The organism is Mesorhizobium sp. B2-1-3, assembly GCF_006442495.1.
Lineage (GTDB): Bacteria > Pseudomonadota > Alphaproteobacteria > Rhizobiales > Rhizobiaceae > Mesorhizobium.
Window position 1 is genome coordinate 98,866 of the sequence record NZ_VFWL01000014.1, and the last position, 15,146, is coordinate 114,011.

The following is a 15,146-nucleotide window of genomic DNA, read 5'->3' on the forward strand; positions in this document are numbered from 1 at the left end:
GCTCTAAAGCGATGCCGGGAAAACGGCTGGAGCGGTTTTCCCGGAACTGCGCGAGAAACCGGTAGTTGGAGCGGCTTGGCAAGGGCGCAAGCCCTTGCGGAGCAGACTGGAGCGGGTAGCGGGAATCGAACCCGCGCGTTCAGCTTGGGAAGCTGACAGGCTACCATTACATCATACCCGCGCAGCAGCCTCGTTACCATGAGGGCTGGCCATCGGGCAATCGCAAAGCGGCTCACTTTTCACACGGTACCGTCCCAGCGACCGGCGCGCCGCATGCCGGTTCCGTCTGCTATCTCACTTTCGCGATCTCGGTGCCGGCTGCAAAGCTCGGCCAGTATCTCGAGATGGCGAGTGCTGCGCCCGCGGAAGAGAAGTGACCATAGTCGAAATAGAGAAATTGCTTGTTGCCGGCATCGGCATACGAGCAGCCTGCGGCGTCGCACAGATAGGTCAGCGGGTCTATGAAGTCAGCGCCTTTGACGAAGGGCAGAACCCGCTTGTTGATGTCCGGATCCATGGCCATCGGCCAGGACATGTTCGCGGTATCTCCTCGTCTTGCCAAGAAGGCGATTTTCTGGACGTCGGCGATGAATTCGGGAGACTGGCCGATGACGTAGACCTTGACGCCCATCTGGCGAAGCCGGTCGATCGTCTTCTGGAGACCGCCGAAGCCCCTGACCTCGTAGTCGGTCCATCGGCCACTCAGGATCACGGCCTGAATGTTGGCTTCGCGGATGATCGACAGGGCCCGCTCGTTGAAGCTGGTACAGGCAGGTCGGGCATAGGAAAAATAGGTCAGGTCCGGGGGGCAGCCGGCATAGGTGTATTGGATGACGTTAGCCTGGATTTTCTGGGCGTTGGCTTCAAGTCCCGAGACATAGTGGGCGGCGAAGGAATCGCCCCACAACAGCACATTGGTGGCAAAGCCGCTCGTTCGGGTGCAGGCGGCAAGGTTCCAGTCCTCGATCCGGTTCGAGCCTTCGTTGAAGCAGATGCCGTTGCGCCAGTCGCCAACCTGGATCCGTTCCGTTGAAAAGTCCGGGAAGCGTTCCGGAAAACCGTTGCCGAGCGCCCCGGCCACGCCGCCGACGCAGAGCAGGACGATTGCCGTCGCGGAAAAGGCGAAGATAGGCAGCGGTGCGGTGTAGGCCCGTTTCCGCCGAAACGGCTGCTCGACATATTTCCACGAGAACGCCGCCAGGGCGAAGCTCGCCACCGTCATGGCGATGATCGTCGGCACCCCGATGGCTTTCAGCGAAACGTAATGGACGAAGGAATTGATCGGCCAATGGACGAGGTAGAGCGAATAGGAAATGAGGCCGATCCAGACGAGCGGCGGAAACTGCAACGCCCGCGTGGCGATGGTTGCCGGCCCCTGTTCGCCCGCCCTTTCGTGGCCGGCATAGATGAGCAGGGCGGTGCCGATGCAGGGGAACAAGGCATTGTAGCCCGGAAAGGGGTCGCTCTCTGAAATCGTGACGAAGCCGAAGGCGACCATGGCAAAGCCGGCGAGGCCGATCAGTTCCATTGCCGGCCGGTTGGCAAGTGCCGGCGGCTTTCTCAGCATCAGCATGGCCCCCAGCGCCAGTTCCCAGATGCGCGTCGGCAACAGGTAGAAACCCGCCGTGGGCGCCATCGAGGTCGCCATGACCGCCAGGGCGAAACTGCCGATCGCGATCGGCAGCAATATCGTCAGCCAGCGTTTCGAGGCATAGCGATAGATCAGGTACACCAGTATCGGCGCGAAGATGTAATATTGCTCTTCGACCGAGAGCGACCATGTGTGCAGCAGCGGCCGCAGCTCGGCGTCGATCGAGAAATAGTTCGTCGTCTTCCAGAAATAGATGTTCGACCAGAAGGTCGAGGCCGCGATGACGCTGAGGCTGAATTCGTGCAGGTCCGATGGCAAAAGGATGAACCAGGCGGCAGTGCCTGCGAGCACGATGACGAAGGTCAGCGCCGGCAGGATGCGCCGCGCGCGGCGCCAATAGAAGCGGCCGATCGAGAACTGGCCGCGTTCGAGATCGTCGAGCAGGCTGCCGCTGATCAGATAGCCCGATATGACGAAGAAGATGTCGACGCCGGTGAAGCCGCCTGGGATGGCGGACAAGCCGAAATGAAAGAGGACGACAGGCAGCACCGCTATGGCCCGCAGGCCGTCGATGTCGCGTCTGTAGTTCATGCGACCGGTTCGCGCGCCATGGCCGGCGGCAGTCGTGGCGCACCCGGTTCGCCGGCCCATGCGGCGGCATTGCCGCGATGCGAGAAAGCCTTGATTCTCGATCCCACTTTGTTCGTCCTCTCCGGTGCAATTTGCTGCACCGCAACATCGGTGTCAAGGCGAATGCTGGAGGGCCGAAGCCGGTTTGGGCCGGCGCCGCGGATCAGGCGCCGGGCAGGTAGATCACGGCGTATTCGTCCGCGTAGGCCCGCCTCCAGCCCAATTCCTCGAAGAAGGGAATGCGGGTGTCGCCGGCCGCCAGCAGCGCCCAGCCTATGGCGTATTTCTTCAGCCGGGCCTCGAGCAGTGGTTTGCCGTCACTGTGTCCGGTCGCGTCGTCGGTTTTCGTGAACCCGTCCAGGAACAGCTGGTCCGTCCTGCCGTCGATGTAGGTCTTGATCCCGTGGAAGATCAGCGTGCCGCCGAAATTGTAGGAATTCAGCACGTTGCCGGACAGGTGCTGATCCCTTGCGAAGGCGAGTGCTCCGCTGGCGGACGTCTTCGGGCTCGGCGCGATCTGTTGGACGCTGCCGAGGACCGAGACCGCGCCGATCAGCAGGACGGCCACCGCGCCTGAGATGGCGTAGTAATGCCTGGCGAAGAAATTTTCCAATCCGTCACGCTTTTGCGCCAGCCAGGTCGCGGCTGAAAGTGCGGGATATTGCTGTGCGACCTCAGCCATGATCACCAGCGGAACCAGAAGGAAGAACAGATACATGAACCGCTGGTGACTGAGATAGGCATGCAAGGTGAAGACGATGAACAGTGCCTTGGCCCAGCCAATCCGCAGCCGTGACACCAACAGCCCGAAAAGCGCCAGCAGCATCACGGCTTCCTTGACGAGCTCTTCCTGGGCGTTGAAGGGCCGCCACTCCAGGATAAGCGGCACCGCCTCGTTGCCATAGGCGACGGTAAGCGTCGCCAGGATGGCCTTGACGCCATAGGGATGGACCAGGCTGACCACTGGGCAAAGCAGGCCGAACGCGACCCATTTCGCCAAAAGAGCTGGTTTCGACAGGCCTATGCGCGACAGGAGATACAGACCGGCAAAGCCGGCGATGACGAAGCTCAAGGTGAACGTGGCATGCAGGTTCGCCCACAACACGACGAGCGCGAGCAGCCACGGGGATGGCGCTCTTTCCTCCTGCGCCGCGCGAAACAGCATTGCCGTCCAAATGACGATGATCGGCAACGTGAAAACGTGGGGGCGCGCCGTATAGATCGGGGCGACAAGGAAAGCCGCGACGAAAGCCAGCACCACCGCTAACACCGGCTTCAGCCATGCGCTGAGGAACCATCCCATCAGGAAGACTGTCAGGCCGATCGTGGCGATGATCAGCGTGACGACGCCATTCCAGCCACCGGCGCCATAGGCGAGCGCCAGAAGCACCTGCCCCAGCCATTCCTTGGCGATCCAGGGCTGGCCGGCGAAGGTATAGGAATAGGGGTCGACGGTCGGAAATGTCCGGTTCGCCAGGAAATCCAGCCCGACCTTCACCTGCCACCAGCTGTCAGGATCCAGAAGGAGGGAGTTGGCATGCCTCATCAGCACGTAGGCAACGGTGCAGGCGCAGAAAAGACAGAACAACAGCCTGCTGCGCTGTGCATCCTCGAGCGACGGCGTAGCCATCGCGATTGCCGTGGCTTGGTTCATGTCGCGGCTCCCGGCCATTTCGCGTTCGTTCCGGTCGAGAGGTCCCGTTGCGGCCGGTCGATCGTCGCCTTAGCCACGCGCGGCTCTCTTCACCATTTCCTGGAGGCGGTGGACAGGCAGGTCCTGGTTTTCGACGGCCACATCGCTTCGCGAAACGATCTCGTTGACGAAATAGAGCGGCCGCCGCTTCGTCTCCATGTACATCCGGCCGAGATATTCGCCGAATATGCCGAGCACCAGAAGCTGAACACTGCCCAGGATCAGCATGATCGCGGCAAGGCTGGTCCAACCCGGCAGCACGTTTCCCAGCGACCACTCGAGCAGCGTATAGCCGAGCACGACCATCCCCAGCACGCCGGAAAGCATTCCCAGAAGCGAGGCAAACCGCAACGGCGCGATGGAAAAGCTGGTCATCGCATCGACAGCCAGGAGGACCATCTTCTTGAGCGGATAGTGGGTGGCGCCGGCGAAACGCCGTTGCCGCTCATAGGAGAAGGCGGCCTGTCTCAGCCCAATCCAGCTCACCATGCCGCGAATGAACCTGTAGCGCTCCGGCATGGCGTTCAGATGGTCGAGGGCGCGGCGGCTCATCAGCCTGAAATCACCGGTGTCCGGCGCGATCTCGACGTCGACCATCCGGCGCAGCAGCCGGTAGAACATCGACGCGGAAGCCAGCTTGAACCAGCCTTCGCCATCACGCTTGGCCCTTTGACCGTAAACGACATCGAAGCCTTCATCCATCTTGGCCATCATCGCGCCGAGCAGTTCAGGCGGATCCTGGAGATCGGCATCGAGAATGAGGATGCGCTGGCCCCGGCAGAACTCCAGCCCCGCGCTCAGCGCGATCTGGTGGCCATAGTTGCGGGCAAGGTCGATGGCGACGACATGGTCGTCCTTTTGCGCCAGTTCGAAAACGGCCTCGCGGGTGCCGTCGGTCGCCCCGTCGATGACGAGCACGATCTCGTAGGAAGGGTTTTGCGCCAGGCAAGCGGCGGTGACGCGTCGGTGAAGCTCAGCCACGCCGTCCCGCTCGTTATAGCACGGCACGACAACCGAAAGCATGACCGCGCGGCGCGCGCCGATTTTTTCCGCTTCCATCAAAGCCTGGCTCCCGCTCCAGGAATGGCAATAGCGGCAATTGGTTAGAAAACAGATAAGCCGGCCGCGATCAGCCGCCACCGGCTGCTCGCCTGCCATGCGCCTATGGTCGCCGGCTTGGTACTAGGGCACGATCCGCGTTAACGTGTTCCTTCGGAGCCTTCGACGGTGCGCTGTTGACGGAGCCTTGAACGGATAAACCCGCCTGTGCGGCGGGTCCCTGGCGCAACTCAGCACCATAGCCAAATATCTACCATAGTTGCCTTCACCCCGTCAAGGAAAAAATTCCTATCATGAAAAGCCGGCGGCACCGCCGGACCGGCCGTCATAGGCTTTGTCAGCCAGGTTCAGAGCCTTGGCCCGCCCGGCTTGAAGCGGGGCGGCCAAGTGCGTATTTCTGATCCTGTCGCCGAATCGGGCGATCAGAGCCGGAGACAGGTCTTGTCCGCATTGACGCGCTTTCTCGGCGACACCCCGCTCAGGGTACTCCTGAAGTTGCTGGTGGTGTCGTTCCTCGTCGGCCTCGTCATGACCGCCTTCGGCTGGTCGCCGATGGACGTGCTCTATGGCATCCGCAAATTCGTCCTGGATCTCTGGAATCTGGGCTTCCATGCCATCGACCGCTTCCTGGGTTATATTCTGCTGGGTGCGGCGATCGTGGTTCCGGCGTTCATCCTGCTCAGAATCGCCAACTACAGGAAATAGCGGTCAGGCGTAGTCCGCCGCCGCCTCGAACAGAATGGCATGGCGCGCCGCGAGCGCGGCCACGTCGGTCGAATAGCCGCCGCCGATGACGCCGCATAGCGCGATGCCGCGCGAGCGGAAGTGACCGATCACCATGGCGTCGCGGGCGCGAAGCCCGTCGTTTGAAAGCGCCAGCCTGCCGAGCCGGTCCTCGGCATGGACGTCGACGCCGGCATTGTAGAAAACGATGTCCCAGCGCGCATGGGCGGACAGCTCCGGCAAGATGGCAGCCAACCTTTCGAGATAGGCGGCATCGCCCGTGCCGTCGGGCAGTGCGACATCGAGGTCGGAGGCGATCTTGCGCGCGGGGTAGTTGCGCTCGCCATGCATGGAGAAGGTGAACACGCGCGGATCGCCGGCCAGGATATCCGCCGTGCCGTCGCCCTGATGCACATCCAGATCGACCACGAGTATGTTCCGCGCCGCGCCTTCGGCAAGCAGCACCAGCGAAGCGACGGCGACGTCGTTGAAGGTGCAGAAGCCCGCGCCTTGCGCGCGCCGCGCATGATGGCTGCCGCCGGCGGTGTTGCAGGCAATGCCGTGGCGCAAGGCCAGCCGGGCCGCCAGCACGGTGCCGCCGGTGGCGAGTTGGGCGCGCAGCGAGACGCGCGGGCCGACCGGAAAGCCGATCTCGCGTTCGATCTTTTCCGGCACCGAACAGCTGATGACCTGGTCGACATAGTCAGCCGCATGGGCACGCTTCAGCCATGGTGCGGGCGCGGCTTCCGGCATGCTGAGCGCCCCCTGCACGGCCAGTCCGCGTGCGCGCAAGGCTTCCATCAGCAGCGGATATTTGCTCATCGGAAAGCGATGGTTGACGGCGAAGCCGGCGTCGTAGTCGGGGTGATGGACGATCTGGAGGGACATGGACCGGATCCGGCGGCTCGCGCCAGACCGGAATTTCGGTTGGCCGCCATGGCAAGGATGGATTGCGCGGTGGCCGGAAAATGGGGCACACCGGCTGTTCGATCAAGCCGCAATCAGCAAGGCAGCAATTCTTTGGAGAAGGGTGCAATCCCAGCCGACGCCGGATCCCCAATCGTTCCCGGCTCCTTTGTCGTCACCAACCGCACGGTGCTCGTCATCGCCGTGCCGATGACGCTCGCCTACCTGACGACGCCGCTGCTCGGCATGGTCGATACGGCTGTTGTCGGACAGCTCGGCGACGCCGCCTTGCTTGGCGGCCTGGCGGCAGGCGCGCTGGTCTTCGACGTCGTCTTCACCACCTTCAATTTCCTGCGCTCCGGCACCACCGGTCTGGTCGCCCAGGCTTTCGGGCGCAACGACGCGCTGGAGGAACAGGCGGTGTTCTGGCGCGCGGTGCTGATCGCTGTTGTCGCCGGCATCGTGCTGGCGGCGCTTTCGCCGCTGATCGCGGCCGGCGGGCGGTGGTTCATGGATGCCGGGCCGCGCGTCAGCGAGGCGATGGGCGTCTATATCGGCATCAGATTGCTCGCGGCACCTTTCTCGCTGATCAACTACGCCATTCTCGGCTATGTCCTCGGCCGAGGCGAGGGCGGGCTCGGGTTGGTGCTGCAGCTGGTGCTGAACGGCATCAACATCGCGCTCTGCATCCTGCTTGGCCTGGAGCTTGGCTGGGGCGTCGCCGGCGTCGCATGGGCAACCGTCACCGGCGAATTCCTGGCCATGTTGCTTGGCCTCGCCATCGTCATCAGGCGGTTCAGGGCAAGCCCGCCCGTGCCACGCCAACGCCTGCTCGACATGAGCGCGTTCCTGCGCATGCTGTCGCTCAACCGCGATATCATGATCCGCTCGTTCTCGCTGCTTGCCGCCTTTGCGCTGTTCACCCGCCAGGGTGCGCAATTCGGCACGGTCACGCTGGCCGCCAACGCCGTGCTGATGAATTTTTTCCTCGTCGCAGGCTATTTCCTCGACGGTTTCGCCACCGCCGCGGAACAGCTCGCCGGCCGCGCCGTCGGTGCGCGGGCTGAGCACCCGTTCCGGCGCGCGGTGCGGTTGACCCTGTTCTGGGGTTTCGGATTGGCGGGCGCCGCAACCCTGGTGCTTCTGCTGGCCGGTGCCAATCTGGTTGCCGTCGTCACCACGTCGCAGGAAGTCCGCTCGGTGGCCGACACCTACCTGCCCTGGGCGGCCTTCACCGCACTAAGCGGCGTGCTGGCTTTCCAGATGGACGGCGTCTTCATCGGCGCGACCTGGTCGCGCGACATGCGCAACATGATGCTTCTGTCTTTCCTGGCCTTCGCCGCCGCGCTGATGACGCTGGCGCCCGCTTTCGGCAATCATGGCCTCTGGGCGGCATTGCATGTCTTCCTGCTGGTGCGTGGCCTCAGCCTGCTGGCCATCCTGCGGTTACGGCTGCGGACGGCGTTCAGTTGAGCGACCTTGAAGCCCATTGGTCGAGATGACGGTCGCGCAAATCGCTGATGGACTTGAGCCGTTCCGTCTCGGCGAAACGCGCCATGCCGGCGACGATGCGTCCCGGCAGCGCCGGCCCGGCATAGATCATGCCGGTGTAAAGCTGGACGAGATCCGCGCCTGCGCGGATCTTCTCGAGCGCCGTCTCGGCGGAGTTGACCCCACCCACGCCGATGATGGCCATGTCCGGCCCCAGCAGCCTGCGCATACGGGCCAGCACGATGGTCGAGCGCTCGAATAGCGGCCGGCCGGAAAGCCCGCCGGTCTCGCTTGCCGCGCCGCTGGAGCGTAGCGCCGGGCGAGAAATGGTGGTGTTGGAGACGATGATGCCGTCTATGGCGTTGTGGGTGACCTCGGCGGCGATGTCTTCCAGCTCGGCTTCGACCAGGTCCGGCGCAATCTTGAGAAACACCGGCGGCTGCCTTGCCGCCGCCGCGCGCGCGGCCATGACGCGCGACAGGAGCTCGCCAAGCTGTTCGCGCGCCTGCATGGTGCGCAGGCCGGGCGTATTGGGCGAGGAAATATTGACGGTGAGATAGCTGGCGTAAGGCGCGAAGCGGATGACGCCGCGCTCATAGTCACTGACGCGGTCGGCGCTGTCCTTGTTGGCGCCGATGTTGATGCCGACGATACCGGAGCGCCCCTCGCGGCCGGCAAGGCGCTTTTCGGCGGCCGCATGGCCTTCATTGTTGAAGCCGAGCCGGTTGATCACCGCTTCATCCGCCGGCAACCGGAAGATGCGCGGCTTCGGATTACCAGGCTGCGGCAGCGGCGTCACCGTGCCGACCTCGGCAAAGCCGAAGCCGAGGCCGAGAAGCGCATCGGGCACCTCGGCATTCTTGTCATAACCGGCAGCCATGCCGAGCGGATTGGGAAAATCGAGGCCGCAGAGGCTGACCTTCAGCCGTGTGTCGCGCGCCGTCCGTGCGCCGACCGGCAGGCCACAGCGCAGCGCCGCGATCGACAGGCCATGCGCGGTTTCCGGGTCGAACGTGAAGAGCAGCTTCTGGCCAATCCGGTCGAGCACGCTCATTTGGCCTCCAGCGCGGGGAACTGGTGGGTGCCGTCGGCGCCGAGCGGGAGCGGCCGGACCCACAGCACGGCTTTCAGGTCGAGCACGCCGTAGAGGTGCGGAAACAGCGCGCCGCCGCGGGAGGCCTCGTATTTTAGCGCATCGCCCAGGCTGGTCCCGTCGATGGCGACCAGCAGAAGCCCCGCCTGGCCGGCAAAATGTTTCGCCGCCGTCTCTTTGACCTGTGCCGCCGTGGAGAAATGGATGAAGCCGTCGGCGACATCGATCGGCGCTCCGGTGAAGCGGCCGTTCGCTTCGGCCTCGCGCCAAGGCCCTTCCGGGGTTATCTTGTAGATAATCTGAGACATGGTTGCGCTATAGTCCGAACCAGCCGTGCGGGGAAGGCCGTGCCAAGGATCTTCCCCATTTCCGGCGCAAACATGCGATATCTCAGGCTTTGGCCATGGAGGACAACATGCGTCTGCAGCACATCTTGATCCCCGCCGCGCTCGTTTCGCTGGTCGCGGCGTCCGCCTTTTCCGAGGAGACCGACCGCTATCGTCTGGAGAAATCCGCCAACGGCTATGTCCGCATGGACACGCAGACAGGCGCGATGTCGATCTGCGAGGAGCGCTCCGGCCAACTCGTCTGCAAGATGGCGGCCGATGAACGCGCTGCCTTCCAGGACGAGGTCGATCGCCTGCAAACTTCGATGAAAGCCATGGACGAGCGCGTCACCAGGCTCGAGAATTCGCTCTCGGCCCGCCTCGAATCGACATTGCCGAGCGAGGAGGATTTCAACAAGACGATGAGCTACATGGAGCGTTTCCTGAAGGGCTTCATGGGCATCGTCAAGGATATGGACAAGGACAGCGGCGACGGCGCCAAACCCAACTCGCAGAAGACCTGAAGACAGGCCGTCTGGGGAAATCCGGTGCGCCGGCTTTGCTGCTTGAAAACAGCGCGAAGCGCCTCATAATCGTTGCATCAGGTCCCGAGAAAACAGAAGACCATCAAGGGATCCGGGGAGGGATATTTGCCATCAGGCTATTCTTTCGTCATCGCCGACGATCACCCGCTGTTTCGCGGTGCGTTGCGCGAAGCGCTTGCCGGCATCGGCAATGTCACCGCTATTCACGAAGCCGGCGATTTCGAAAGCGCCAAGGCGCTGGTCGTGGCCAACGAGGAGGTCGATCTGGTGCTGCTCGACCTGTCGATGCCGGGCGCGAGCGGCCTTTCCGGCCTGATCTCGTTGCGCGGCATCCATCCGGCGGCGCCGCTGGTGGTGGTCTCCGCCCATGACGACCCGGCGACCATCCGGCGCGCGCTCGACCTCGGCGCGTCCGGTTTCATCTCCAAATCGGCCAGCATGGAGGAAATCCGCGACGCCGTGCGATCGGTCCTTGCGGGCGATATCGCGGCACCGGCCGGCATCGATCTCGGTGTCGAGCGCGATCCCGAAATATCGGACCTGATCAAGCGCTTGCAGGCGCTCACGCCGCAGCAAACCCGCGTGCTCGGCATGCTGGCGGAAGGCCTTCTCAACAAGCAGATCGCCTATGAGCTCGGCGTCTCAGAGGCGACGATCAAGGCGCATGTCTCGGCGATATTGCAGAAGCTCGGCGTCGACAGCCGCACCCAGGCGGTGATCCTGCTGTCCAAGATCGGCAGCGATCCGCTGCAGCCGGTGAGCTGAGCGCCCGAACCTGGCGGATGGTTATGCGGATGTCGGCCCGGCGACCAGTTTTTCGGAAACGCCTCGCCCGTCGGCAGAGATAGAAGCCATGCCGAAGCGATGGCCGACATGTTTTGCGCCTATCTCGAAGCCTGGGCGCCGTCGGCGGGGCCGAAATGAAGCAGATCTGACAGTTACTCCGCCGCCGGCGCCAGCGGCCTGACCCTGGCCATCATCGAGCGCAGCACGGCCGGTTTGAGCGGCTTGTTGATCACCGGGACGTCGAGCCCGGCCGCTGCGGTGCGTACCTCGTTGGAACGGTCGGCGGTGACCAGCACGGCGGGCAGGTCGTCGCCGTGGATCGCTCGCAGCCCGACGATGGCGTCGAGGCCGGTTTCGCCATCGAGATGATAGTCGGCAAGGACAATGTCCGGGCGGCGGATCGCGGTATCCAGGTTCGTTGTGCCGGACACGGTCTCGACGGCGCAGCCCCAGCCTTCGAGCAGCAGCCGCATGCCTTCGAGGATGCGGGCGTCGTTGTCGATACACAGCACGCTCAGGCCGGCCAGCGAAGCCGCCGCGCGGGCCGGCGCCCTGGTTTCGACCTCGCGTTTCGGTTCCTGCACGGCCGCCACCGGCAGGATGACGGAAAAGCGCGTGCCCTTGCCCGGATTGGAGAAAATACGGATCTCAAGCCTCAGCACCCGCGCGATGCGATCGACGATCGAAAGGCCGAGGCCGAGGCCTTCGGCCTCGCGCGCGCCTTCGTCCAGCCGGGTGAATTCGCGAAACACCGTGTTCAGCTTGTCGCCGGCAATGCCGATGCCAGTATCGATCACCTGGATTTCCGCCAGTTCGCCGCGCCGCCGCACGCCAACCAGGATGCGGCCGTGACGTGTGTATTTGATGGCATTGGAAACGAGGTTCTGGATCAGGCGGCGCAACAGGTTGCGATCCGTCATCACTGTCAGCGACGAGGGCATGATCGTCAGCTTGAGTTGCTTTTCCGCGGCAAGCGGCCGGAAATCATTGCCGATCTGGCGCAGCAATGCGTCTAGGTTGAAGGCCGTGTCGTCCGGTTTCATGGCACCGGCATCGAGGCGGGAAATGTCGAGCACGGCGCCCAGAATGGTCTCGACCGATTCCAGCGAGGAGTCGATATTGACCGCGGCCTTGCCGGCCGGGCCCTTGCCGGCCTTTTCGATCAACGACGAGCAGTAGAGCCTGGCGGCGTTGAGCGGTTGAAGGATGTCGTGGCCGGCCGCGGCGAGGAAGCGCGTCTTGCCCAGATTGGCCTCCTCGGCAAGCATCTGCGCCTGCGCCAGTTCCTCGTTGACCCGGGTCAACTCCTCGTTGACCCTGGTCAGTTCGATGGTGCGGGTCTTCACCCGCTGTTCCAGCGACTCGTTCGCCCGCTTCAGCGCCAGGTCCTGCTCGACGCGGCCGGAAATGTCGGCATAGGTGGCGACGATGCCGCCGTCCGGCATCGGGTTGGAGCGCAGCTCCAGGATCCGGCCGCTGGTCTTCAGTTCCATCTGCCAGGGGCTGACGAAGCTGGTCAGCCGGTTGAGCATCGTCACCCGCTGGTCGGTCGGGATATCGCCGCGCTCCGCCAGATGGCGCAGGATCTGGTCGAGCGAGACGCCGACCTGGCCCATGTCGTCGGGCAGGTCGAACAGCTCGCGGTACTGGCGGTTCCAGCAGATCAGCCGGAAATCCCGGTCGAAGACGGTGATGCCCTGTTCCATCTGGTCGAGCGCGATCTGCAACAGGTCGCGATTGTGTTGCAACGCTTCCGTGGCGTCGTCGAGCAGCCGGAAGGCATCCCTGGATTCGCGGTCGTGGCGGCGAAACAGCAGCGACAGGATCAGCCGCGCCGACGAAGAGCCGACGGCGCTGGCCAAAAGCTGCTCGGAAAAGCGGATGACGTCCATGCTGGCTTGCTCATTGCCATGCAGGATGACGTTGGTGGTCTTTTCGAAGGACTGGAACGACCGCTCGGTGCGCTGCACGCCGAGATAGCGCGCGATGGTGTCCTTCAGGTCGTTGACGGTGACGGCGGTACGGAAACGGCGCAGGCTGGGCATCGGCCCGGCTTCGCGCGGCACGAAGATCGACGCCTGGATGCGCTCCAGCGGCACCGCGGCGCGCGACAGCGAGCCCAGCACGAAAAACAGTGCGTTGATCGACAGGCTCCACAGCACGCCGTGGTTCAACGGCTCCGCGACGGTGCCGAACAGCGCCTGCGGCCGCAGCGCCTCGAAGCCGAACAGGCCATGCACCAATATGCCGGTTTCGGGCGCGACGAGCGACGGCAACAGCAGCGTGTAGCCCCAGATCAGGATGCCGGCGACCATGCCGAGGGCCGCGCCCCTGCCATTGGCGCCGCGCCAGATCAGCCCGCCGATCAGCGCCGGCGCGAATTGCGCGATCGCCGCGAACGACATCAGGCCGATCGACGACAGCCGCGCGCTGTCGGTGCTCTCGCGATAGTAGAGGAAGGCGATGAAAAGCATGATGAAGATCGATGCCCGCCGCACGTTGAGGATGAGCGTCGACCAGTCCTCGTTTTCGGAAGACGTCGTCCTCAGCAGCCGCCGCACGAACAGCGGGATGATGAGGTCGTTGGAGATCATGATCGACAGCGCCACGCTCTCGACGATGACCATGGCGGTGGCCGCCGACAGGCCGCCGATGAAGGCAGCCATGGCCAGGAAATCGTGACCGCCGAACAAGGGCAGCGACAGCACATATAGGTCGCTGCTCGTCTTCGTGCCGACCAGCGACAGTCCGGCGAAGGCGATCGGCAGCACGAACAGGTTGATCGCCACCAGATAGAGCGGAAACACCCATGTCGCGGTGCGCAGTTCCGCCTCGCTGCGGTTCTCGACGATGGTGACGTAGAACTGCCGGGGCAGAAGGATGATGGCGAAGCCACTCAGGCAGGTCAGCACCAGCCAGGTGGCGAGTGACGTCGAATAGCTCATCGCCTGCCGCACCTGGCCGTTTTCGGCCAGCTTGCCGAACATGTCGCCGGGCCCGCCGAAGATCAGGAAAGTGACCATCAGGCCGATCGCCAGGAAGGCGGCAAGCTTGACCACGGTTTCGACCGCCACCGCCAGCACCAGCCCGTCCTGGTGCTCGGTGGCGTCGGCGTGGCGCGTGCCGAACAGCACCGCGAACAGCGCCAGCAGCATGGCGACCACCAGCGAGATGTCGCTGACGAAAGGATCGAACGAGGGCGGCGAACCGGTGTAATGCTCGACCATCAGGCTGACGGAACCGGAGATCGCCTTCAGCTGCAGCGCGATATAGGGCACCGCGCCGATGGTCGCGATCAGCGTGGCGATGGCGGCCACGGTGAAGCTCTTGCCATAGCGCGCGCCGAGGAAGTCGGCGATCGAGGTGATCTTCTCGGTCTTGGCCAGCCGCACGAGACGGTTGAGCAAGGGAAAACCGAACACGAACACCAGCACCGGGCCGGTGTAGATGCCGAGGAACTCCAGGCCGCGCTCGGAAGACAGGCCGACAGAACCGAAAAACGTCCAGGAGGTGCAATAGATGGCCAGGCTGAGCGCGTAGATGAACGGACGTGCGCGACCGGGCCCGGAGCTGGCCGAGCGGCGGTCGCCAAGGCTGGCGATGGCGAACAGAAGCGTCACATAAGCGATCGCGATGACAACGATGAACAAGCCCTGCACGGCTCGCGCTTCCTCCCTGGCCGGCTCGACGCCCGCTCACCGCACGCAACCACAGCTTGGAAGCTGAGTCCATCGGCGCATGGACGTCTGATGATGCGGGTAAAAACAAACCGGTGCCTTGGCCCTTTTTCCGGTTTTGCAACCGGAGGTTTTTGCTATTGTGGGCTTGGCCGGCGCTGGAGAACGCGGCCGATCATGGCAAGGAGGGTCGAAATGCTGAAAGAATTCCAGGAATTCATTTCCAAGGGCAATGTGATGGACCTGGCCGTCGGCGTCATCATCGGCGCTGCTTTCGGCAGGATCGTCGATTCCCTTGTCAACGACATCATCATGCCGATCGTGGGCGCGATTTTCGGTGGGTTGGACTTCAACAACTACTTCTTCGGACTGTCCTCGAACGTCCACTCGGGCACGCTGGCGGAGGCAAAGAAAGAGGGCGCCGTCTTCGCCTATGGCAGCTTCATCACCGTCGTGCTGAACTTTCTCATCCTCGCATTCATCATCTTCTTGATGGTCAAGGCGGTGAACAACCTGCGCAGGCGCCTGGAGGCCGAAAAGCCCGCGCCTGCCGCCGCGCCGCCGCCTGCCGATGTGCAGCTTCTGACCGAAATCCGCGATCTGCTCGCCAGGAGATAAAGACATCA

At 63.6% G+C, this 15,146-nt stretch carries 12 protein-coding genes and 1 tRNA gene; 5 read left to right on the top strand and 8 right to left on the bottom strand.

The features are described 5' to 3' along the window. Nucleotides 1-107: 107 nt before the first annotated feature. The 4 genes from FJ973_RS21800 to FJ973_RS21815 form a co-directional block, all read right to left on the bottom strand. A tRNA-Gly gene (locus tag FJ973_RS21800) sits at nucleotides 108-181 on the bottom strand. 108 nt (nucleotides 182-289) lie between these two features. Continuing rightward, nucleotides 290-2,182, bottom strand: coding sequence for an acyltransferase family protein (locus FJ973_RS21805; protein ID WP_140557639.1), 1,893 nt, complete (start codon nucleotides 2,180-2,182; stop codon nucleotides 290-292). Nucleotides 2,183-2,384: 202 nt separating this feature from the next. Continuing rightward, entirely contained in the window at nucleotides 2,385-3,875 is a 1,491-nt protein-coding gene (locus FJ973_RS21810) for a hypothetical protein (RefSeq protein WP_140557640.1), read from the bottom strand. 69 nt (nucleotides 3,876-3,944) lie between these two features. Next, complete coding sequence (locus FJ973_RS21815; RefSeq protein ID WP_140513269.1) at nucleotides 3,945-4,973, bottom strand: glycosyltransferase family 2 protein; 1,029 nt, start codon at nucleotides 4,971-4,973, stop codon at nucleotides 3,945-3,947. A gap of 441 nt (nucleotides 4,974-5,414) precedes the next feature. On the opposite strand from FJ973_RS21815, the gene FJ973_RS21820 reads away from it, so the two are divergent. Then, nucleotides 5,415-5,678 carry a DUF6460 domain-containing protein gene (locus tag FJ973_RS21820; protein WP_140513271.1) on the top strand — a complete coding sequence of 88 codons (264 nt, stop codon included), beginning with the start codon at nucleotides 5,415-5,417 and terminating at the stop codon, nucleotides 5,676-5,678. 3 nt (nucleotides 5,679-5,681) lie between these two features. Here the strand turns inward: FJ973_RS21820 and FJ973_RS21825 are convergent, their stop codons facing one another. Next, the gene (locus FJ973_RS21825; RefSeq protein ID WP_140557642.1) at nucleotides 5,682-6,584 is read right to left on the bottom strand and encodes a histone deacetylase; all 903 of its coding nucleotides are present in this window, start codon (nucleotides 6,582-6,584) and stop codon (nucleotides 5,682-5,684) included. A 228-nt stretch (nucleotides 6,585-6,812) separates the two neighbouring features. Between FJ973_RS21825 and FJ973_RS21830 the strand changes: the two genes are divergently transcribed. Then, on the top strand, nucleotides 6,813-8,075 hold the full coding sequence (locus tag FJ973_RS21830; protein WP_246675925.1) for an MATE family efflux transporter: 1,263 nt from the start codon (nucleotides 6,813-6,815) through the stop codon (nucleotides 8,073-8,075). On the opposite strand, the gene FJ973_RS21835 is transcribed toward FJ973_RS21830, so the two are convergent. Continuing rightward, nucleotides 8,068-9,147 (bottom strand): quinone-dependent dihydroorotate dehydrogenase, encoded by a 1,080-nt coding sequence (locus tag FJ973_RS21835; RefSeq protein WP_140557646.1) that lies wholly within the window; start codon nucleotides 9,145-9,147, stop codon nucleotides 8,068-8,070. The two genes, FJ973_RS21830 and FJ973_RS21835, sit on opposite strands and share 8 nt — an antisense overlap. Next, nucleotides 9,144-9,494: a DUF952 domain-containing protein gene (locus FJ973_RS21840; protein WP_140557647.1), complete on the bottom strand. Its 351-nt coding sequence runs from the start codon at nucleotides 9,492-9,494 to the stop codon at nucleotides 9,144-9,146. The genes FJ973_RS21835 and FJ973_RS21840 overlap by 4 nt, the downstream gene beginning before the upstream one ends. A gap of 107 nt (nucleotides 9,495-9,601) precedes the next feature. Between FJ973_RS21840 and FJ973_RS21845 the strand changes: the two genes are divergently transcribed. Continuing rightward, nucleotides 9,602-10,036 (top strand): hypothetical protein, encoded by a 435-nt coding sequence (locus FJ973_RS21845; RefSeq protein ID WP_140496589.1) that lies wholly within the window; start codon nucleotides 9,602-9,604, stop codon nucleotides 10,034-10,036. 126 nt (nucleotides 10,037-10,162) lie between these two features. Next, nucleotides 10,163-10,822, top strand: coding sequence for a response regulator transcription factor (locus FJ973_RS21850; protein ID WP_140513279.1), 660 nt, complete (start codon nucleotides 10,163-10,165; stop codon nucleotides 10,820-10,822). A 173-nt stretch (nucleotides 10,823-10,995) separates the two neighbouring features. Here the strand turns inward: FJ973_RS21850 and FJ973_RS21855 are convergent, their stop codons facing one another. Continuing rightward, the gene (locus FJ973_RS21855; protein ID WP_140557649.1) at nucleotides 10,996-14,502 is read right to left on the bottom strand and encodes a PAS domain-containing hybrid sensor histidine kinase/response regulator; all 3,507 of its coding nucleotides are present in this window, start codon (nucleotides 14,500-14,502) and stop codon (nucleotides 10,996-10,998) included. Between the two features lie 213 nt (nucleotides 14,503-14,715). Between FJ973_RS21855 and mscL the strand changes: the two genes are divergently transcribed. Continuing rightward, on the top strand, nucleotides 14,716-15,138 hold the full coding sequence (mscL, locus tag FJ973_RS21860) for a large conductance mechanosensitive channel protein MscL (RefSeq protein ID WP_140496583.1): 423 nt from the start codon (nucleotides 14,716-14,718) through the stop codon (nucleotides 15,136-15,138). Nucleotides 15,139-15,146: the final 8 nt, after the last annotated feature.